The sequence below is a fragment of the Acidovorax sp. KPB24-07 genome (assembly GCF_057543315.1).
In genome coordinates this window covers 1-19,627 of record NZ_BAAJYS010000053.1, presented here as the reverse complement: position 1 = coordinate 19,627, position 19,627 = coordinate 1, and the positions used below count along the sequence as shown (strand labels likewise).

The 19,627-nt window shown below is 65.2% G+C and carries 18 protein-coding genes; 5 read left to right on the top strand and 13 right to left on the bottom strand.

Annotated features, from left to right (window positions below; translation table 11 throughout):
* On the top strand, positions 1-503 hold a 503-nt coding region (locus AC27IQ_RS08915), incomplete at its 5' end, for a hypothetical protein (RefSeq protein ID WP_487089254.1).
* Entirely contained in the window at positions 500-1,078 is a 579-nt protein-coding gene (locus AC27IQ_RS08910) for a recombinase family protein (protein WP_487089253.1), read from the top strand. The genes AC27IQ_RS08915 and AC27IQ_RS08910, both read left to right, overlap by 4 nt.
* Before the next feature lie 275 nt (positions 1,079-1,353).
* On the opposite strand, the gene AC27IQ_RS08905 is transcribed toward AC27IQ_RS08910, so the two are convergent.
* From AC27IQ_RS08905 to AC27IQ_RS08875, 7 genes are all read right to left on the bottom strand, one after another.
* On the bottom strand, positions 1,354-2,262 hold the full coding sequence (locus AC27IQ_RS08905; protein ID WP_284407579.1) for a glutaminase: 909 nt from the start codon (positions 2,260-2,262) through the stop codon (positions 1,354-1,356).
* A gap of 115 nt (positions 2,263-2,377) precedes the next feature.
* Complete coding sequence (locus AC27IQ_RS08900; RefSeq protein WP_487089252.1) at positions 2,378-4,009, bottom strand: methyl-accepting chemotaxis protein; 1,632 nt, start codon at positions 4,007-4,009, stop codon at positions 2,378-2,380.
* A gap of 22 nt (positions 4,010-4,031) precedes the next feature.
* Positions 4,032-5,228 carry an acetylornithine deacetylase gene (gene argE / locus AC27IQ_RS08895; protein ID WP_487089251.1) on the bottom strand — a complete coding sequence of 399 codons (1,197 nt, stop codon included), beginning with the start codon at positions 5,226-5,228 and terminating at the stop codon, positions 4,032-4,034.
* The gene (locus AC27IQ_RS08890) at positions 5,225-6,277 is read right to left on the bottom strand and encodes an ABC transporter ATP-binding protein (protein ID WP_487089250.1); all 1,053 of its coding nucleotides are present in this window, start codon (positions 6,275-6,277) and stop codon (positions 5,225-5,227) included. The genes argE and AC27IQ_RS08890 overlap by 4 nt, the downstream gene beginning before the upstream one ends.
* A complete protein-coding gene (locus AC27IQ_RS08885; RefSeq protein ID WP_284407575.1) occupies positions 6,274-7,263 on the bottom strand; it encodes an ABC transporter ATP-binding protein in 990 nt (329 codons plus the stop codon). Before AC27IQ_RS08885 ends, AC27IQ_RS08890 begins: the two co-directional genes overlap by 4 nt.
* Before the next feature lie 14 nt (positions 7,264-7,277).
* Positions 7,278-8,159, bottom strand: coding sequence for an ABC transporter permease (locus AC27IQ_RS08880; protein ID WP_284429160.1), 882 nt, complete (start codon positions 8,157-8,159; stop codon positions 7,278-7,280).
* A 38-nt stretch (positions 8,160-8,197) separates the two neighbouring features.
* Complete coding sequence (locus tag AC27IQ_RS08875) at positions 8,198-9,175, bottom strand: ABC transporter permease (protein ID WP_487089249.1); 978 nt, start codon at positions 9,173-9,175, stop codon at positions 8,198-8,200.
* A gap of 119 nt (positions 9,176-9,294) precedes the next feature.
* On the opposite strand from AC27IQ_RS08875, the gene AC27IQ_RS08870 reads away from it, so the two are divergent.
* Entirely contained in the window at positions 9,295-10,242 is a 948-nt protein-coding gene (locus AC27IQ_RS08870; RefSeq protein WP_284429162.1) for a LysR substrate-binding domain-containing protein, read from the top strand.
* A gap of 61 nt (positions 10,243-10,303) precedes the next feature.
* On the opposite strand, the gene AC27IQ_RS08865 is transcribed toward AC27IQ_RS08870, so the two are convergent.
* The 4 genes from AC27IQ_RS08865 to AC27IQ_RS08850 form a co-directional block, all read right to left on the bottom strand.
* Positions 10,304-11,413, bottom strand: a complete 1,110-nt coding sequence (locus AC27IQ_RS08865) for an ABC transporter substrate-binding protein (RefSeq protein ID WP_487089248.1) — start codon at positions 11,411-11,413, stop codon at positions 10,304-10,306.
* A gap of 101 nt (positions 11,414-11,514) precedes the next feature.
* Complete coding sequence (locus tag AC27IQ_RS08860; protein ID WP_487089247.1) at positions 11,515-13,086, bottom strand: ABC transporter substrate-binding protein; 1,572 nt, start codon at positions 13,084-13,086, stop codon at positions 11,515-11,517.
* Positions 13,087-13,243: 157 nt separating this feature from the next.
* Positions 13,244-14,287: an alpha/beta hydrolase gene (locus tag AC27IQ_RS08855; RefSeq protein WP_487089246.1), complete on the bottom strand. Its 1,044-nt coding sequence runs from the start codon at positions 14,285-14,287 to the stop codon at positions 13,244-13,246.
* A gap of 248 nt (positions 14,288-14,535) precedes the next feature.
* Positions 14,536-14,751 carry a hypothetical protein gene (locus tag AC27IQ_RS08850; RefSeq protein ID WP_487089245.1) on the bottom strand — a complete coding sequence of 72 codons (216 nt, stop codon included), beginning with the start codon at positions 14,749-14,751 and terminating at the stop codon, positions 14,536-14,538.
* A 209-nt stretch (positions 14,752-14,960) separates the two neighbouring features.
* Here AC27IQ_RS08850 and AC27IQ_RS08845 point away from each other — a divergent pair, with 209 nt between their 5' ends.
* Together AC27IQ_RS08845 and AC27IQ_RS08840 are read left to right on the top strand one after the other, a co-directional pair.
* A complete protein-coding gene (locus AC27IQ_RS08845) occupies positions 14,961-15,914 on the top strand; it encodes a hypothetical protein (protein ID WP_487089244.1) in 954 nt (317 codons plus the stop codon).
* 65 nt (positions 15,915-15,979) lie between these two features.
* Positions 15,980-16,375 (top strand): hypothetical protein, encoded by a 396-nt coding sequence (locus AC27IQ_RS08840; protein ID WP_284429168.1) that lies wholly within the window; start codon positions 15,980-15,982, stop codon positions 16,373-16,375.
* 94 nt (positions 16,376-16,469) lie between these two features.
* Here the strand turns inward: AC27IQ_RS08840 and AC27IQ_RS08835 are convergent, their stop codons facing one another.
* Positions 16,470-17,528 (bottom strand): formylglycine-generating enzyme family protein, encoded by a 1,059-nt coding sequence (locus AC27IQ_RS08835; RefSeq protein WP_487089243.1) that lies wholly within the window; start codon positions 17,526-17,528, stop codon positions 16,470-16,472.
* A 192-nt stretch (positions 17,529-17,720) separates the two neighbouring features.
* Positions 17,721-19,505 (bottom strand): cyclic peptide export ABC transporter, encoded by a 1,785-nt coding sequence (locus AC27IQ_RS08830; protein ID WP_487089242.1) that lies wholly within the window; start codon positions 19,503-19,505, stop codon positions 17,721-17,723.
* Between the last annotated feature and the right edge of the window lie 122 nt (positions 19,506-19,627).

The window sequence follows — 19,627 nt, the reverse complement described above, 5'->3', positions numbered from 1 at the left end:
CCACGCAGTGGATGCGCCCTGTATTTTTTGCCCCCCGGATACACTTCGCCATAGGAGGGAACATGGAAAGAAGAGCGTTTCAAACTGAGAACGAGGGCTCAGTTTTTATTGACATTTGCAAGATCTCCGTCGGTGTATTTATCGGGTCGCTAGCAGCAATTTTTGCGTACGAAGCAATCACAGCATGGCGTGTTGAGCAAGCTGCAAAAAAAGTAGCCGCTGAACTCCAGAGACAGGCTCAAAAAACGAATGCTCAGCTTGAGCAACAGCGTTTGATGCAAGAGCAATCCCGAATCCAAGCTGAACGTGAAGCTACACAAAATCGTGCAGCTTTAGCGCTTGCGGATCGGCTTGAAAGAGAACGCAAAGCCAGAAAGGATGCTGCTTGGAATCAGTTCTATACGGCTTCGCCGGCTTGCAAATTGGACTCAGGCACCCATGCGTGTGCGAACGAGTACATGGCGGCGCGAAAACGATTTGAAGCAGGGTACGTAGACCGTTGACCGTCTTTGGCTATGCCCGCGTTTCCACCACAGAGCAATCGACTGCTGTTCAGCTTGCTGCTTTTAAACGTGCTGGCGTTACGCAGATTGTTGAGGAGAAGCGCAGCGGTGTAGCTCACCGCCCTGCCCTTCAGTCCCTGCTCTCTCGCCTCCAGCCTGGTGATACTTTGGCCGTTTACAAGCTGGATCGGTTGTCCAGAAGTCTGCAGGACCTGATGAAGCTCACTGAGACCTTGGAACGATCAGGAGTGGCGTTCCGCAGCCTCACAGAGGCAATTGACACGAGCACGCCAGCTGGTCGAATGTTCTTCCATCTCTTGGGTGCTTTTGCTGAGTTCGAAAGAGCCATGATCAGGGAGCGCTGTGCTGCGGGCTTTGCGGCCGCAAAAGCACGTGGCCAAGTCTTCGGTCGATCTCGATCGTTGCAATCTAAAGATGAGGCTTTATTGGTCCGCATGTACCTGACGGGCGACTACACGATGCAGTCTCTTGCCGACCATTTCGAGATCCACGTAAGCAGCGTGAAGCGCGCTGTGTACCGCGTCACAAAACCGAGTCACAGCAGCCTGAAATGAAAAGGGCCCGCGTTGCGAGCCCTTTGATGCGTAGTTCGAAAGCCACAGTCTCCGCCACAACGAAAAAGCAGCACCCCATGCATTGGGACTTGAAGCATGACTTGCACTCAGCGCGCGGGTGCAAACTTCAAGGTCAACGGCCTGGTGAGGGACCACTCATCTTCGTAGGGTGATCGGATCAAACATGGTCTGGCACGGCCGGTGCGATGAAGCTCGCCGTCCTTGGCGCAGGGGTGAACCAGGCGAAGGTTCAACCCGTTGGCTTGCGGTTCTCTTCATGAAAAAACCGTTCTGTCCAGTTCGGCAGCAACGAGCTCGATGGCTTTCAACCCGGCGACAGAGTTTCCCTTCTCGTCCAATGGCGGCGACCAGGAGCACACCGTGCCAAACCGGGGAATCACGGCGAGGACGCCACCACCGACTCCGCTCTTGATCGGCAACCCTATGCTAAAGGCGGTTTCACCGGAGGCTTCGTAGGTCCCGCTGCTCATCATGAGCGCGCACACCTGCTGGGCCTGGCGGGCTTCCAGGACCTTGCGCATGCGCAGGTCAGCACCGCCATTGGCAAGAAACAGCGCGGCCACCGCCAGGTCCTTGCAGCTGGCTGCGATCGCGCACTGGGCGCAATACGCCTTCACGACGTCCTCGACAGGGTTGCGGAAATTGCCAAAACTCTTCATCAGGTGCGCGGCCGCCAGGTTCCTGTGCGCGCAGGCGAACTCGCCCCTTGCCACATCGAGGTCGTACTGCAGCGCCGCATTGCCCGAAAGATCGCGCAGGAGCGACAGCACGGCCAGTTCCATCTGGGTGTTGCGGCTGCTGAGCATGTCGGACACCGCCAGCGCCCCGGGATTGAGAAACGGGTTGCGCGGCTTGCCTTCCTCCAGTTCCAGTTCGATGAGCGAATTGAACTGGTTCGAACTAGGCAGTCTCCCCACACGCGCCCAGAGTTCATCGTCCTTCAGACGCATCGCCAGGGTGAGCGCAAACACCTTGGAAATGCTCTGGATCGAGAATGGCTGGTCGGAGTCGCCGGCTGCGTAGATGTCGCCCTCCAGCGTGGCAATGGCGATGCCGAACTGCGAAGGTTCTACATCGGCCAAACCGGGGATGTAGCTGGCCACGCGGCCCGTGCGGGCCAATGGACGCACCGCGCTGGCGATGCGCTCGAGAAGATTCTGCATTCGGACAATTTGAAAAGTGCGGCGCCCCCCGGTGCAAAGCCCCCACACCGGCAGGCATTGCGCAGACCGACAAGCGCGCGGTGGCGGGCCCCGCAGGTCCGGAACGTCCCGACGTTCAAGGCGCCAGGGTGAGGCGGTTCAGCGCAGGGGGTGGATACGGGGGCGCCAGGGCCACGGGAAGAACGCCAGGCTCGAGCTTGAACACCGTCACCGTGCGCGACAGCGCCTGGGCCTGCCCTCTCAGGCCCGCTGCGGTCGCCGAGGATTCTTCGACCAGGGCGGCGTTTTGCTGGGTCATGTGGTCCAGCTGGGTGATCGCCCGGTTGATTTCGCCAATCCCGCTCGATTGTTCATGCGCCGCGCTGGAGATCTCCCGCATAATGTTGGTGAAGCGTTGTACGCTTTCCACGATGTCGGTCATGGTGGCGCCGGCTTCGCCGACGAGCCGCCCGCCGACCCCGACGCGGTCCACCGAGCTTCCGATCAGGGACTTGATTTCCTTCGCAGCCTGGGCGCTTCGCTGGGCAAGCGTTCTCACTTCGGATGCCACCACCGCAAATCCACGGCCTTGCTCGCCGGCCCGTGCGGCTTCCACGGCCGCGTTGAGCGCCAGGATGTTGGTCTGGAAGGCGATACCGTCAATCACGCCGATGATGTCCGCAATCCGGCGCGAGCTCTCATGGATCTCCTGCATGGTTGCAACCACCTGGCTGACCACCGCCCCGCCCCGCAACGCGACCTGGGAAGCATCGGACGCCAGTTGGTTCGCATGCCCCGCTGCCTGTGCGTTCTGCTGCACCGTGCCCATGAGATGCGCCATGGAGGCGGCCGTCTGCTGCAGGCTCGACGCGGTTGTTTCGGTGCGGCGCGAAAGGTCCATGTTGCCGTCGGCCACTTCCTTGCTCGCGATCTCGATGGAATCCACCGACACGCGGATCTGCCCGACCAGGTCGCGAAGCCGATCCTGCATCGACAGGATCGCCAGCAAAAGGCGCCCGATCTCATCCCGCGCATCGAGTTCGATGGCGGAGGTGAGGTCTCCCTGGGCGATGCGCTCAGCCACTGCAACCACCTTCGCCACCGGGCGCGTCACGCTGCGGGTGATGCGCCAGGCCACCAGCGCACCGGCCACGAGGGCCAGCACCACCAGCCCGCCCATGAGCCAGCCAGCCCGCGACTGTGCAGCCTGGGCCTGCTCGTACCCCGACCGATTGAGCTCTTCCTCCAGGGCCACCAGCTCTGCCACCTTGCGCCGCCACACCGCTTCCTGGGGCCGCACTTTTTCCATCAAGGTCATCGTGGCTTCGATGTTGGCGCCCTCCTGCCCTTCCTTGGCGGCGCGCCGCACCAGGGGTACGGTTGCGCGAGCGGCTTGGGCGATTTCCCGCAGCAGCACATCTTCCTGCGGCGACATCGACGATTCGCCGATCCGGCCCTCCAGATGCGTTTCGATCCGGCCGTAGGCGGCCAGGGCGGCTTCGAGCGCCTGCACCTCGAGCGCGATGTCCTTGGTATCGGTCAGAAGCGTGATGGTGCGCGCCTGCACGGCCAGTTCGTTGATGTGGTTGAGCATCGACTGCGCCAGGCTGCTCTTGGGGTTGTTGTTTTCCACGATGGTCCGCAGCCGCGAGCCCGTGGCACGCGACTCCACGACGTGCAAGCCAGCCACCGCGATCAACAGGCCGAGCACGAACACGAAACCAAGCGCCATGCGTTGGCCGATGGAAAGCGCGAGAGGGAATTTCATGGAGGTACCTCGGTGGCCGCAGTCAGTGCCCAGGCGGGCAATCGCCCGCATGCAATGCGATCGTTTGCAGGAAGTCCTCGCACGCGGCAAGCTGGCTCAGCTCGACGTATTCATTGGGGCGATGGGCCTGCTCGATGCTGCCCGGGCCGCAGATCACCGTCGGGATTCCCGCGCGCTGGAACAGGCCCGCCTCTGTGCTGTAGGCCACGCGCCCCAGCCGGGACGGGTTGCCCGACATCCCGCGCAGCCACTGCACGAAGGGCGACGAGGGCGACATGCTCAATCCCGGTGTGTCGCTCAGGGTGGTCCAGCGCAGCGTGGCCGAGGGATAGCGTGCGCGCATCTGCGTGAGCACCTGCGTTTCGGCAAAGGCCTTCAGGTCGTCGAGCAGCCGCTCGCCGCTGCCATCGGGCAGGTAGCGCAGTTCCACGGAGAATTCGCAGTCCTTCGCCACCACATTGGGCGCGATGCCGCCCTGGATGGTGCCGCAATTGAGCGTTGAAAACGGAACGTTGAAGTCGCCATCGCGGTGGCCGTACTTTTCTTCCTTTTCGGCCATCTTCTGCAGCTGCACGATGATCTGCGCACCGTACTCGATGGCGTTGAGGCCGCTGGGGGTGAGGGAAGAATGGGCCTCCCGGCCCTGCAGGCAGCACCGCATGGAGCGGTAGCCCTTGTGCGCAATGACCAATTGCATCAGCGTGGGCTCGCCCACCACGCAGGCCGCGGGCCGGATGCCCTGGTCTGCGAGGTCTGCCAGCAGCCCGCGCACGCCGATGCAACCCACCTCTTCGTCGTACGAAAGCGCCAGGTGCAGTGGCCGCGCCAGTTGGCGCGAAAGCATCTGCGGTGCAGCGGCAAGGGCGCACGCGATGAAGCCCTTCATGTCGCAGCTGCCCCGCCCGAAAAGGCGGCCGTTTGCGATCTCGGCTTTGAACGGATCGGTCAGCCAGTCCTGCCCATCCACCGGCACGACGTCGGTGTGACCGGACAGCACGATGCCGCCCGACGGCCCCTCCTCGCCCAGCGTCGCGAACAGGTTGGCCTTGGTGCGGCCCGCGTCGTAAGTCAGCCGCGTGGCCACGCCCAGGCGGCGCAATTCATCCCGGACCCATTCGATGAGCCCCAGGTTGGATTCGCGGCTCGTGGTGTCGAAGCCGATGAGGGTCCTGGCAATATCGAGGGTTGCCAGGCTCGGCATGGGGATGCGGTCGTTCATTTCAGATCATTCAGATGGCAGGCGGAACGGTGCGCGGTGTCGATGGCCCGCAGCACGGGCTGCTCCACCTTGCACCGTGCGACCGCATGGGGGCAACGGGGATGGAAGTGGCAGCCCGACGGAGGCGCCAGCGGCGAAGGAATCTCGCCCTGCACGGCGACGAAGGTCTTCTTGCGCACTTCCAGCGTTGGCGTCTCAGCCAGCAGGGCTTGCGAGTAGGGGTGGTTGGGGCGGCTGAACAAGGCCTCCACCGGGGCCTCCTCCACTACCCGGCCCAGGTACATGATCACCACCCGGTCGCTGATGTGCCGCACCACGCTGAGATCGTGGCTGATGAACAGGTACGTCAAGTTCAACTCTTCTCGCAGCTTCATGAAGAGATTGATCACCTGGGCCTGGATGGACACATCGAGTGCGGCCACCGCCTCGTCGCACACGAGGAACTTGGGCTGAAGGGCCAGAGCGCGTGCGATACCCACGCGTGCCCTCTGCCCGCCGGAGAACTGATGGGGAAAGCGGCGCAGCACCGTCGTCGGCAAACCCACCTTCTCCAGGAGCGCGGACACCATCTCCCGTTGCTGCCCGCGCGACACGAGACCGTGCACACGGGCCGCTTCGCCCACCAGGTCTTGCACCCGCATCCGCGGATTGAGGCTGGCATAGGGATCCTGAAACACCATCTGGATGTCCAGGCGCGCGCGCCGGTGCTCCTGCGCGGACAGGGTGTCCATCGGACGCCCCTGCCAGGACCTGGTGCCCTCCGACGGCGAATACAAACCGACTGCCAGTCGCCCGAGCGTGGACTTGCCGCAACCCGATTCACCCACCAGCCCCACGACCTCTCCGGCGCGTATGGCCAGCGACACGTCGCTGACCGCATGCACCGTGGGCACCGGCTTGGCCAGGCCCATGCGCATCGCGATGCGTTGCGCGATGTCCGAGGGTGGAGAGAACCTTTTGCTGATGTTCTTCAACTCCAGCAACGGCGGCTTGGCCAGCGCGCCGGACACCGGCGCGAGGCCGATTTCAGAAGGGGAAAGAATGCTCATGACATCACCTGCGCAGTGAAGGGGGACCAGCAGCTCACCGTGGATTGGTTCAGCTTGCGGACCGGGGGAGGCAAAGTGCACTCCGCCCCGGCCGCGGGACAGCGCTCGCGGAAAGTGCATCCCTTGGGAAGCGACAGCAAAGGCGGCGCCGACCCATCGATCTGGCGCAGGGGAGCACCCCTTGGATTGCGCGACGGCAGCGAGTTGATCAAGCCGCGCGTGTACGGGTGCATCGGACGCAGCAGCACGTCCTGGACGGTTCCGAACTCGACGATCTTTCCGGTGTACATCACCGAGACCGTGTCCGCCAGGCCCGCTACCACGGAGAGATCGTGGGTGATCCAGATGAGCGATGTCCCGGACTCCCTGCAGAGCTTTTGCATCTCGCACAGGATCTGCGCCTGGATGGTGACGTCCAGCGCGGTGGTCGGCTCGTCCGCAATGATCAGATCGGGCTTGTGCAACAAGGCGATCGCGATGGCCACGCGCTGCCGCATGCCGCCCGAGAACTGGTGGGGATACGCGGCCAGCCGCTCATGCGGCGAAGCGATGCCAACGCGCGCCAGGGCCTCGCAGGCGCGTTGCCGCGCCCCCTCCCGGCTGATGCGCTCGTGCGCCAGCACGGTTTCCACCATCTGGGTGCCGACCGTGAGCACCGGGTTGAGGGTCATCATCGGGTCCTGGAAGATCATCGCGATGCTCTTGCCGCGCAGCTTTCGCAACTGGTCCTGCGGCAGGGTGCGCAGGTCCTGCCCCTTGAACAGGACCTTGCCGCCAACGATCTCACCGGGCTTGTCGATGAGCCCGACGATCGAATAGCCTGTCATGGACTTCCCCGATCCCGACTCTCCCACCAGGCCCATGACCTGGCCGGGAGCAATGGAAAAGCTCACGCCATCGACCGCCTTGGCGACGCCCGCTTCGGTGAAGAAGTAGGTCTTGAGGTCTTCCACCTCCAACGTGGGAATGGTTGGGCTGAACATCATCATGGCAATCCTTTCTAGTTCTGTTGCAGACGGGGGTTGAGGACGTCTCTGAGCCGATCGGCGACCAGATTGATACTGACGATGAGCGCCACCAGGGCCAGTCCCGGGAACAGGCTGATCCAGTACTTGCCGGACAGCATGTGCTGAAAGCCGTTGGCGATCAGCAGACCCAACGAGGGCTCCGTGATCGGCAATCCGATGCCAAGGAAGGACAGGGTTGCCTCCAGCGAGATGGCTCCCGCCACCTGGAGCGCCGCGACCACGATGAGTGGAGGAAGGCAGTTGGGCAGCAGGTGCCGCAGCACGATGCGGGTGCGCGAGAGGCCCTGGAGAATGGCCGCTTCGACATATTCCTTCCTGCGTTCGACCAGGGCTGCGCTGCGCGTGGTGCGTGCGTAGTAGGCCCACTGCACGGCCACCAGGGCGGCGATGATCTTCCAGACGCCCTGCCCCAACGCCGCCAGCAGGATGAGCGCGATGAGGATGGCAGGAAACGATAGCTGGATGTCCGCGATGCGCATGATCACGGTCTCCGTGCGCCCCCCTGCGTACCCTGCAATGAGCCCCAGGACGGCGCCGATCAGCAGCGCGATCAAGGTGCTGACGATCCCGACGAAGAGGCTGATGCGAAGGCCGAAGGCGATGGCGGACACCATGTCGCGGCCCTGGTCGTCCGTGCCGAGGACATAGGTGTGCCCCGGCTTTTCAGACCATGCGCCCCCGGGCGGCTGGCGCGCATCCTGGAGGTTGAGCTGCGACAGGTCGTATGGCATCTGGGGCGTGATCCACGGCGCGAGCAATGCGCACAGCAGCATGGCAGCCAGAAGGGTGAAGCCGGCGAGCGCGATGCGACTGCGCGCGAAGGTATGCAGCAGCTGCTGAAATGAGGAGTTCATGGGAGGCTTTCTGGGACAGGGGTTGCGCAATCCGGCAACTACTTGGCGGAATCCGCCAGGCGCACGCGGGGGTCGAGCACCGAGTACAGGATGTCCACCACCAGGTTGATGGCGATGAACATCGTCACCACGATCAGCAGGTAGGCCACCACGACGGGGCGGTCCAGCAGATTGATGGACTCGATGAGGAGCTTCCCGATGCCGGGCCAGGAAAACACCGACTCCGTCACCACCGAGAACGCAATCACGGAGCCGAACTCCAGGCCCACCACGGTGACGATGGGAATCATGATGTTCTTGAGCACATGCACGCCGATGACGCGCCGCATCGGCAGGCCCTTGGCGCGTGCGAACTTCACGTAGTCCTGCAGCAGCGCCTCACGCGTGCCCGCATTGGTCAAGCGGATCACCAGCGATAGCTTGAACAGAGCCAGGTTGAGCGCGGGCAGCAACAGGTGCTTCCAGCCGTCGGCCGTGAAGATCGACAGCGGCACACCCGCCACGTTGACGGTGGCCCCGCGGCCACTGGAAGGCAGCAGGCCCCACAGCACCGACAGCACCATGATGAGCATCAGGCCGACCCAGAACGTGGGCAGCGAGAAGCCGATGATCGAGCCCGTCATGATCGATTTGCCAGCCAGCGAGTGGGGCCGCACGCCCGCCCACAATCCCAACGGAATCCCGATCAGCACCGCCAGGCCCATCGCCACGACGGCGAGCTCCAACGTGGCGGGAAGGCGCTCCAGGATGAGCCCCATCGCGGACACGTTGTGCACGAAAGAGGTGCCCAAATCTCCCTTCAGTGCCTGGCCGGAAAAATGCAGGTACTGCGACCACAGGGGCTGGTCCAGCCCCATTGCAGCGGTCACGCGAGCGATCTCTGCCTGGTCTGCTTCAGGACTGATGAGCATGTCCAGAGGGTTGCCGATGGCGAACACTCCGATGAACACCAACAGCGACATCACCGCGAGCACCAGAACGCTCTGCAGGAGCCTTCGAACCAGATAAACAGACATGTCGCACCTGTGTGAAAGAGATGCATCGGATGCTACGAATCTTGTCTGTGACAGTGAAGTGACTTATATTCGTTCGACCATTCCTCGCCGTCCTGGCGACGGCAAAAACAGGTGCCCCGATGCGAAATGTCATTCCCTCCACCACGGCACTGCGCACCTTTGTGGCGGCCGCGCGGCACCTGACATTCACCGGAGCAGCCGACGAGTTGTTCCTCACCCAGAGCGCGGTGAGCAAGCAGATCAGGACGCTTGAAGAAAGCCTGGGCGTCACGCTGTTCGTCCGCGTGAACCGGGGCCTCGTGCTGACGCAACTGGGCCGTATATACCTGGATGAAGTGCGCCCGCTCCTCACGCAATTGGCGATGGCGTCCGGCAAGCTGTCCACGCTCAGCACGGCTCCGTCGTCGCTGACCCTGCGCATCCTGGCCATCCTGGGCGACCGGTGGCTGCTGCCGCGCTTTTCGCGGTTTGCGCAGAACCATCCCGACGTGGACGTGCAGTTCACCAGCCTGCTATCGCGCGACCGGGCGCAGGAGACCGAGGCGGACGGCGCTTTCCAGTTCGGAGAGGGCGCCTGGCCCGGATGCATCAGCGACTATTTGTTCGGGCGCAGGATGGTGCTGGTCGCGTCGCCAGCGCTGCTGGAGCGCACGCCGTTCACATCGCTCGACGCGATCAAGCAGTTCCCCTTGTTCAAGCATTTCGAAACGCCCTATGCGTGGGATGAGTTCTGCAGCGAGCACGGCGTCGCCTTGCCCCAGCAGACCCATTTCATTCGTTATGAGTTCTACTCGACCATGCTCAAGGCAGCCACTGCGGGAATGGGGATGGCGCTCGTGCCCATCGTGTACGCGCAGGAGGAACTGCACCGGGGTGAACTGGTGAATCCACTGCAGCTGGGTTGCACCAGCAGATACGGCTACTACTTCGTGCTGCCGGAGCGTCGGCAAAACGACCCGGCGCTGGCCGTGTTCCGCTCGTGGCTTTTGCAGGAGGCTCAGGAGACGCGGTCGGCCTTGGCGGGGCCTGGCATTGCCCACGACGCCGTCTTTATCGACACGTACTGAGCCGGCAGCCCAGGCTTTGCTCGCGCCATGCAGGCCGTCATGGCGTTTTCATGCGCCCTGCCTATTGCGCGAAGGTTCCGTCCCTGCGCAGCATCGTGAGCTCCACGTACTGCGAGCCATTGCGATTGCGGCCTTCGAAGTCGACTGCAAACCCGCCAATCTCCGTCCGTCCCACGGCAGACAGGGCCCGCAGCAAGGACTCTCTGGACACGGCGCCCTCGATCTTGCGCAAGGCGGTGACCATCAGCCGCGCATTGATGAACCCTTCGAGCTCCACAAAGGTGGGAAGCGCTCTCGGATCGCGCTGCGCCAGCAGCCTCAGGTAGGAACGCGCGACCGGCAGCGTGGGCTTGAATGGCGAAGGAACCAGTTGGGAAATGATGATCCCGGCGGCATCGGCGCCGAGCTCCTGGTGCAGTTGGGCACTTCCCACGAGACTGCGAGCAAAGTAGGCGGGCCGACGTCCGCCGGCCTGCTGCATGCGCAAGTAGGCGACCGCGTCGCTGCCCGATACGCCCAGTACCACCGCGTCGATGTCCTTGTCCGCCGTGCCCCTCGCTGCCGGCACGGCGCTCCCGCCCACGGGCATCTTCGCGCTGGCGAAAAGTGGTCTCCCCCGTTGGACCAGGCCTGACTCCACTTCCTGCCGGAGTTCCTCGCCCACCGCGTTGTCGTAGTACACCAGCGCCGTGCGCTGGTAGCCGACGGACACCAAATAGTCGAGGATTCGATGGAGCTCTTGCGCAAAGCTGGCGCGCGTCATGAAGAGCAACGGCTGGTCGTTGCGGTACAGGTCGGGGTGTCCCGAATAGGCCCCCACAAAGGGAATGCCCGCATCGACCGCCAACGGAAGGGTTGCCCGGACCGTGTTGGTGAACATGTGATTGAAGAAGCACGTCACGCGATGCTCTTCCATCAAGGCCTTGGCGTTCACGACGGCCTTGTTCACGGTATAGGCATCGTCCAGCGTGACCAGACGCACACGACGCACGCCCAGCTCGCCCGACTTGTTGGCCTCGTCGAAGGCCAGCAGCGCACCGTTTCGGTAGCTCTCCCCCAGCGATGCAAAGGGACCGGTCAGCGGGGCTGATTGTCCAAACACGACCTCCTGAGACGACGCCATGGATGAGAGGATCGTTCCCAGCGGTCCCGCAATGAGACCGGCGGTCATGACCCGCCTTCGGAAAAAGTCCATGGTTGCTCCGGTGTGCTATGTAGCCGTCGGCGGCCCGAGAGGCCCATCCAGCCGCGGCCGCGATGGGCCCCGTGTGTTCAGGGCGCGTTGATCTGGAAGTCGAAGCCGTAGGTCCGTTCGTCGGAGCGGCCGCCGTACTTGAGGCCCTTGCGCGTGGCCCACAGGTTCACCTGGTGGTGCAGCACGATCACGGCTTTGTCGTTCATCGCCACTTCGGTGGCCTGCTGCAAGAGCTTGTCGCGTGCGGCGTCGTCGATGGTGGCCAGCGCTTTTTCCAGCAGCGCGTCCACTTTGGGATTGCTGTAGCCGCCAGCGTTGAGCGTGCCATACCCCTTGTCCTTGTTGGGCGTTGCAATGAAGGAGCGCAGTGGGGACGAAGCCTCGCCGCTGTCGGGAGACCACCCGGACATCGACACCGAGAAGTCACCCTTGTTGTTGCGCGGGAAGAAGACCGCCGACGGCATGGCCTCCACCTTCACGCCGACGCCGATCCGGTTGAGCATCTGCGCGACCGCTTGCAAGATCTGGTCGTCCTGAACATAGCGGTTGTTCGTGCCATGCAACGTGAGGTTGAAACCGTTGGGGTAGCCCGCGTCCGCCAGCAGCTTCTTCGCGCCGGCCACGTCGACAGGCTCCACCTTGAGCGCTTCGCTGTAGCCCGAAAGTCCAGGGATCATCAACTGCCCCGTGGGCTTGGACGCGCCTTCCATGACCTTGTCGCGGATGGCCTCGCGATCGATGGCCTTGGAGATCGCCTGGCGCACACGCAGATCCTTGAGCGGGTTCGCGGCCAGTGGCTTGCCGTCCTTGTCCGAGAGGAATGGAGAGACATCCCGGCCTTGGTCCAGGTACAAGTACATCAGCCGAGTGCCGGTGCGCTGCACCAGCGACAGGTTGGCGTCGGAGGACAGCCGCTTGAAGTCCGCCACCGGGACGGCGTCGATCACCTGGACATCACCCGACATCAGCGCCGCCACGCGGGCTGAGTCGTTGGTCATGATCTTGAACACGAGGGTCTCTGCCTGCGGCTTCCTGCCCCAGTAGGCATCGTTGCGCGCCAGCTCGATGCGCTCGCCACGCACGTACCGCGACAGCTTGTAGGGCCCGGTTCCGATGGCGGCCTTGCCGCTGTTGAAGTCGGCCGTGCTGGCGGTGGACGCGGCGCTCTTGGAGACCATGGGCACCACGGCCATGTCGTTGGGCAGGAGGGGGTGCGGCGCCCTGGTCTTGAACCGCACGGTCAAGGGGTCCACCACGGTGACGGACTGGATCTCCTTGGTGTAGAGCGTGAAAGGTCCGGGGCTGCCCTTGACGGTGGGGACACGCTCGATCGAGAAGGCCACGTCCTCTGCCGTGAAGGGCGTGCCATCGTGGAATTTCACATTGGGGCGCAGTTTGAATTCCCACGTGGTGTCGTCAATGGCCCTCCACGACAGCGCCAGGCCGGGGACCATGCGCAATTGGTCGTTGCGCTCGATCAGCCGGTTGAAGACATGGTCGGCGATGTTCTGGTTGGGCGAGAAGATGTGATAGTGCGGATCCAGCGAAGTCACGTCTGAACCGAAACCCACGGTCACGGTCTGGGCCGAAGTGAAGGGAGATGCCGCGATGAGAAATGCGGCGAGAACGGTGTGGGCCAATCGATTCAAGATGTCTACTCCATGTCAAAGTGTTGTGACGATGCAGTGTCGATTTCCCCTTTCGTTTATTCAAACGAGAAATAGGACACGGGGCATTCCGCAGAGGAATGCCCCGTGAAAACCCGTGCGTAGCAACCTTCGCCGTGCCGATCAGCAAGAAAGCAGCCTAGATCGCAAGCGACTCCCGCAAACGCTCCCCCGCGTAGGCCTGCGCCAGCCGCGCCTTCTCCAGCACCGCGGCGGCACCGAAGAACTCGTGCGCGACGCCTTCGTATTCCCGGCGCTCCACCGGCGTGCCGGCCTTTTGCAGGGCGTCTTCCAGCTTCGCTCCGTCGCTGCGCAGCGGGTCCAGGCGGGCATTGATGATGGTCACGGGCGGCAGCCCACGCAAATCGGCGTCGACGAGGGACAGGCGCGGGTCGGCCAGGTCGTCCTCCGTGCGCACCAGATGGTCGACGAACCACTTCACCATCGCGCGGTTCAATGGCTTGGCGATGGCGTTTTCGAGGTACGACTCGGTGTTGAGGCTGGTCTGCGCCACGGGGTACACGCTCAGCACGTGCCGGGGCGGCGGCAGGCCGGCGTCCCTGGCGGCAATGGCGGTGGCCAGGGCCAGGTTGCCGCCGGCGCTCTCGCCGGCCAGGGCCAGGCGGCGGGCGTCGCCCCCGATGCGGGAGGCGAACTGGGTGAGCCAGCGGTAGCTGGCCAGGGCGTCGTCCCAGGCGGCGGGAAACTTGTGCTCCGGTGCCTGGCGGTAGTCCACCGACACGACGATGGCGTGCGCCTGCTTGGCCAGGCCGCGGGCACCGCCGTCATAGACCTCCTTGTCGGCGATGACCCAGCCGCCGCCGTGGAAGAACAGCACCACGGGCAGCTCGGCGCCCTGGCCGGTGGCATCTTCCGGTGCATAGACAGTGGCCTGCAGTGGGCCGTGGTCGGTGTCGATGGACAGGGGCGTGGCGCGCACGCCGGGCACCAGCGCGGCGGGGTCGGTGGCCCGGCCTTGCTGGGTCAGCAGGTGTTTCACGGCATCCGCCACGGTGGGCTGGCTGCGGGCTTCCTGCACGCTGAGTTTCTCAATGGCCTTGGGGTGCAGGGCCTCGTGGGCCTTGGCCAGTTCGAGCTGGTCATCGTCCGCGCGGATCGCGGCGATGGTGTTGGACAGTGCGTTGACGATGGGATTGGGCTCGCCGTGCTTTTCGTCGCTCATGGGACATTCCTTCGAGACAGTGAATGGATGAGCGGCCACTCTATGGAGGGCTTGGGCCGGGCCGCGTCAGACGCCACGCCGGGGCAGCGTGCGGCGCACAGGAGGCGCGTTTGACGGCAAGTTTTACGGCAAGGGCAGCGCCACGCCGTGCGCCGGGTCACGGGGCGCAGGCAGGCCCCGGCAGGGGCGCGAAGGAATGCGCGAAAAAGCAAGGATCGGTGGCGTTGGCCCGTGCCTGACCTCCGGCCTCAGCGGAACCCGCCCCGTGTCGGGTCGTGTGGTAACCGCGCGGCGCGCGGGCCTTCCACCCGGTCGGGAGCCACGCGTTGGCGTTGCTCGGCCAGGGCCGTGCGCGCAAGATGCAGGCGCTCGGCCGCCTGGTGCAGGGATTGCCGCAGCGCCACCGCGGCCGATCGAAGCCGGCGCGCATGCTGGATGGGGTCTTCGTCGTCTTGCGTGGACATGCCGATGCTTTAGCAAACGGTGTTCCCACGGGTGGCGGGATGGCGGCCGGCCAAAGTCCGCGGGGCCTGCACGGCCTTCGCTTGCACGCCGATCGGTTCGGACCGCTTCAGGCGGCGTGGCCAGCCAGGCGGCACCATCCCCTTCAGCCACGACATGAAGCCGGCCGTCCGGTTGCAGTCGCCCCTTCTTTTTGCATGGGATACGGTAAATGACATCGATATTCAGCTTCAACAAGCTGCGGACCGCCATGGGTTCAGCAGGCGCTTCGACCGAACCGGCACCTTCCGCCACACCCGGCACCCCGACCGGCAAAAGCAAGTCCTCGAGCGGTTTCAACGGGCTGCAGGGCCGCGAGAACCCGGCGCAAAACGGTGGCATGGCCCCGCGCGGGCGCTCGCCGATGATGCAGGCGTTTTCCAACGCCGCGATGCATGCCCACGGCGCCGTGCACCAGGCATCGCAGGGCATGCAAAACGACGTGCAGAAGCTCAAGAACGGCTATTCGGCGTTCCGCGCAGAGTCCCATGCCGCGTCCCGCCCGGGCTTCAGCTATCCCCAGCTGGCGGGGGAACATCGCCTGGCACAGGCCGACCATCGGCACCGCGCGCAGGCGGCCTATTCCCAGGCGGCAGGCCATGCCCGCGCGTTTTTCGGGGAAACGGCCCATGGCATGTCGCAAGGAGCGCGCCAGGCGGCGTCCTCCCTGGCATCGACGATGGAACGGTTCGATCCGCGCCGGCTGGCCCATCAGGCCAAGCGGTATGGCAACGCCGCCCTGCACCAGGCGACCCAGGTGGCCATGGTGGGCGTGGGCGGCGCGCTGCTCGCAGGCGCGGCCGTGGCCCATGGCGTGAATGCGGCACGGTACAAGGTGGGACAGGTTGCGCACTCCGCTGCCCAGAGGGTGGACCACGCCATGTACCGGGCGGAACACAAGATCCAGAACATGGGGCATCGCATCGACCATGCGGTGCAGTCGGCCGTCTATCGGGCCGAACACATGGCGCAAACCGCTCTCAACCAGGCGGCCTACCCGTTCCGGGCGGCGGCGCACACCTACCAATCATTCGCGCATGCGGCATCGGTGTTCAAGCACGACATGGCGCATTTCGACCCTTACCGCATGTCGCACCAATACCAGCGATTCCAGTCCAGTTGGTGATGCCTGTCGATTGCGCACAACGAACCTGATCGCCGCCTCGGCCACCTCATCTCGCAAGACCTGCCATGACCACCGAATACCTCGCCGAAACCCCTGTGACCTCTGACGCATCGCCCCTTGAAACCGCTGGCGATGCACCGCCGCCCCCGTTCGACGAACGGGCCCTGCTGGCGCACTATGTGCTGCGCGATTTCGAGCAAGCCGTGGCCAACGTGGAGCAGCAGTTGTACGAATCCGAGCCCGCGCCCGATGCATCGTCGGAATCCCCGCCCACGCAGGAGGCGTTGGAAGCCCTGGCCGAAGAGCGCAGGGCCCTGGCGCGCGACATCGTGATCGGCGCATGGCTCAACCGCAACAATCCGGATTGGGACCCGACCCGGCCGGAAACCCATCGGCCCGATCCCAACGATCCGCTGCTGGCGATTCTTCAATCCGTGCAGGAGCCCGCACCCGCGGACTGACGGCATGGCGGCGTGAAGCCACGCTGCCCGACAGTCGCCGCGCTGCGGATCGCCCGCCATTCAAGCGGCGCACGGCCGGGGGCCGGGACGGCCCTCAGCGCGCGGCGGGCGGCACCGCCTTGTTTCGGGCGGCCACCGTGCCGTCGATCTCCCGCAGCAGCCGCACCCCCACCAGCGTGTAGCGGGTGTCCGGGCTGTTCCAGTTGCGGTACGAACAGCGCGCATACAGCGGCCAGGTGTGCCAGGAGCCGCCGCGGCGCACGCGCACATCGCCCTGCGCGGGGCCTTGCGGATCGTCGCGCGCCGACTCGGCATAAGCGGTGTCGCCGTGCCAGTCCGAAACCCATTCCCATGCATTGCCCACCATGTCGTGCAGGCCGAAGGCGTTGGCGGGGTAGCTGGCCACCGGCGCGGTGAAGGCGTGGCCGTCGTGGCCTTTCAGCGCCTGGGCCTGCCAGCGGGGCCAGTAAGGCACGGCGTCCTGGTCGAACGTGTTGGCGTGGCGCACCAGGCCTTCAGGATCGTCACCGTGCGGATAGCGGGTGCGCGTGCCGGCGCGGCAGGCGTATTCCCACTCGGCTTCGGTCGGCAGGCGGTAGCGGTGACCTTCGGTGCTGCTGAGCCAGGCCGCCAGCGCGTGCGCGTCGTGCCAGGTGATGTTGACCACGGGGTGGTCGTCGCCCTGCGCAAAGCCGGGGTTGCGCCAGGAGTAGCGCCGGTCGCGCCCCTCGAAGGCGTCGCCGCGCGCGGTGCTGGCCGGGTCGTAGCCGGGGTTGTAGCCATAGCCACCCGTGCCGTCGGCCTCGGATTCGGCGCGGTAGCCCGATGCCTCGATGAAGCGGCGGAACTGGCCCACGGTCACCTCGGTCTGGCCCAGGTAGAACGCGCGGCGGATGCGCACGGTGTGCACGGGCGCCTCGTCCGCCAGCAGGGTGAAGCGCTGGCGCTCCATGAGCGGGTAGGACGCCGCCAGGGCCTCGGGGGATTCGTCGCTGCCCATGCGAAAGCGGCCGGCCGGGATGCGCACGAAGGGCATGCCGATCGAATTGGTCCAGACCGTGGCGGCGGGCGGCTGCGCGTGCGCGAAGGTCGCAAACGCCAGCCCCAGCACCGCCGGAAAGGAAGACAGAACACGGAGCGTGCAAGGGCGCATGGCGATTCCCTGAGGGTCCCGGAGACCGGAGGGGATCAGTGTATGCGGGCGGTGGCAGTCTGCGAATGATTCAAGCCAAATTGGCTTTCACGGCATATTTCACTAGGGCATACCGCTACAAAAAAAGGAGCAAACTTCCGCCCCACCAGGGTTCGCAGTGCCTGCCGCACACGGCGCGCACAGCGCCGGGGATCACGCTGGCGTCAGGTCTTCCCGGGCTTCCTCCCTCGTGGCCTGGGCCGGTGGCACCCCAGGGCCGTGCGGCACCGTCTGCGGCGATGCAGGCGGCGGCCCGCCGTGCCCGCCACCCTGCCCCGCCGTGGCGGGGGCCACGCGGTCCTGCGCCACGCGGCCCGCCTGCATGGTCACCACGCGGTCGGCCAGGTGGAAATAGCGGTCGTCGTGGGAGATGACGACCAGCAGGTGCCCCTTGGCGCGCAGCTCGGGCAGCAGCTCGGTATAGAACAGGTGACGGAAGGTGGGATCCTGGTCGGCCGCCCATTCGTCGAACACCAGCACCGGGCGCCCCTCCAGGTAGGCATGCACCAGCGCCAGCCGCTTGCGCTGACCGGTGGAGAGGTCGGTGGTGGTGAACACGCCGTCCTTCACCGACACCTTGTGCGCGATCTCCAGACGCTCCAGGTACTTCTGGGCCTGCTCGGTCGAGCCCACCGACTCGCCGCCCAGCAGGTCTTCGAACAGGTAGAAATCCGAGAACACGGTGGTGAACAGCTGGCGGTAGTCGTCGCGCGTCTCGGGCACGACGGCCTCGCCGTCCCGCACGATGGTGCCGCTTTGCGGTGCGTACAGCCCCAGCAGCAGCTTGATGAGGGTGGTCTTGCCGGAGCCGTTGTCTCCCACCACGAAGACGAGTTCGCCCTTGCGCAGGCGCAGGTTGATGGGGCCGAGCACGAAGGGCTCGCCGCCCTGCGGTGCATCGAAGGCGTAGCGCACGTCGCGCAGTTCGATGGCATCGTCCAGGCGGGCTTCGCGCTGCTGCGCGTGCAGCGGCAGGTGCGGCTCGGGGCTGGCGAAGCGGGCCGACAGGTCCGCGATGCGCTGGAAGGCCACCTTGGCCCGGCCCACGCCGGGCAGCGCCGAGGCGATCTGGTCCATGGGCCCCTTCAGGAACAGCAGCACCAGCACGAACCCGCTGAGCACGGCCGGCTCGGGCGCGCGCAGCGCGGCCCAGCCGAGAATGAGCGCGATCAGCAGGAAGAACAGCGCCGAGCCGAACGCCGTGGCGATCACATAGGTGTTGATGGCGCGCCCATTGACGGTGCGGATGCTGTCCACCACGCGCTCGATCTGCCCGCTGAACATGCGGGCGCGGCGCGCGCGGTGCATGCGCAGTTCCTTGGCGCCTTCGCTGATGCCGCGATAGGCCTTGTGCAACTGCTCTTCGTACTCGCGCGCCTTCCAGAAGCCCGCCACGCCGCGCGACTGCGCCACCACCTGGATGGTGGCGCCGATGGCCAGCGCCACGATGAGCACGCCGAACAGCGGCAGCGACAGCACGGCCAGGTAGATCAGGCAGCCCAGCGCGATGGCCACCGCGATGAGGGTGGCCGAGAGCGCGAACACCACGTCGCTGATCATGTCCACGTCCTGCGAGAGCACGGGCATGAGCCGATGGGTGCGGTAGCGCTCCAGCGCATCAATGGGCGCCGCGAGGATTTTCTGGGCCAGCCCCTTGCGCACCTGCGCCACCAGGCGCTGGCCCACGAAGTTGCTGGACATGTCGGACACCACCCGGCCGGCCAGGGCGCCCAGGCACAGGCAGATGAAGACCATGAGCAGCCCGCCGGCCAGCCCGCCCGGCGTGTTGAGCACCCGGTTGATGGTGGCCAGCAGCGCGACGGTGGCCGCGCCGGCCCCGATGCCGGTGATGGCGGACAGCGCGATCCACGGAAGGAAGGGCTGGAGCAGGCGCCTGATTTCGGCGGCGTTGCCACTGGGGCCATTGGGAGATGTCATGCGAAGGATCTTTCCGCCCCGGTGGCGTGCAACGCCCCGCGGCCCGGCTGGAGTGGAATGGACGACCGCAGGCGCCCGTCCCGCGCACAGCGCGGCCCGGGGCCAGCCTGCGGCGGCGCTTG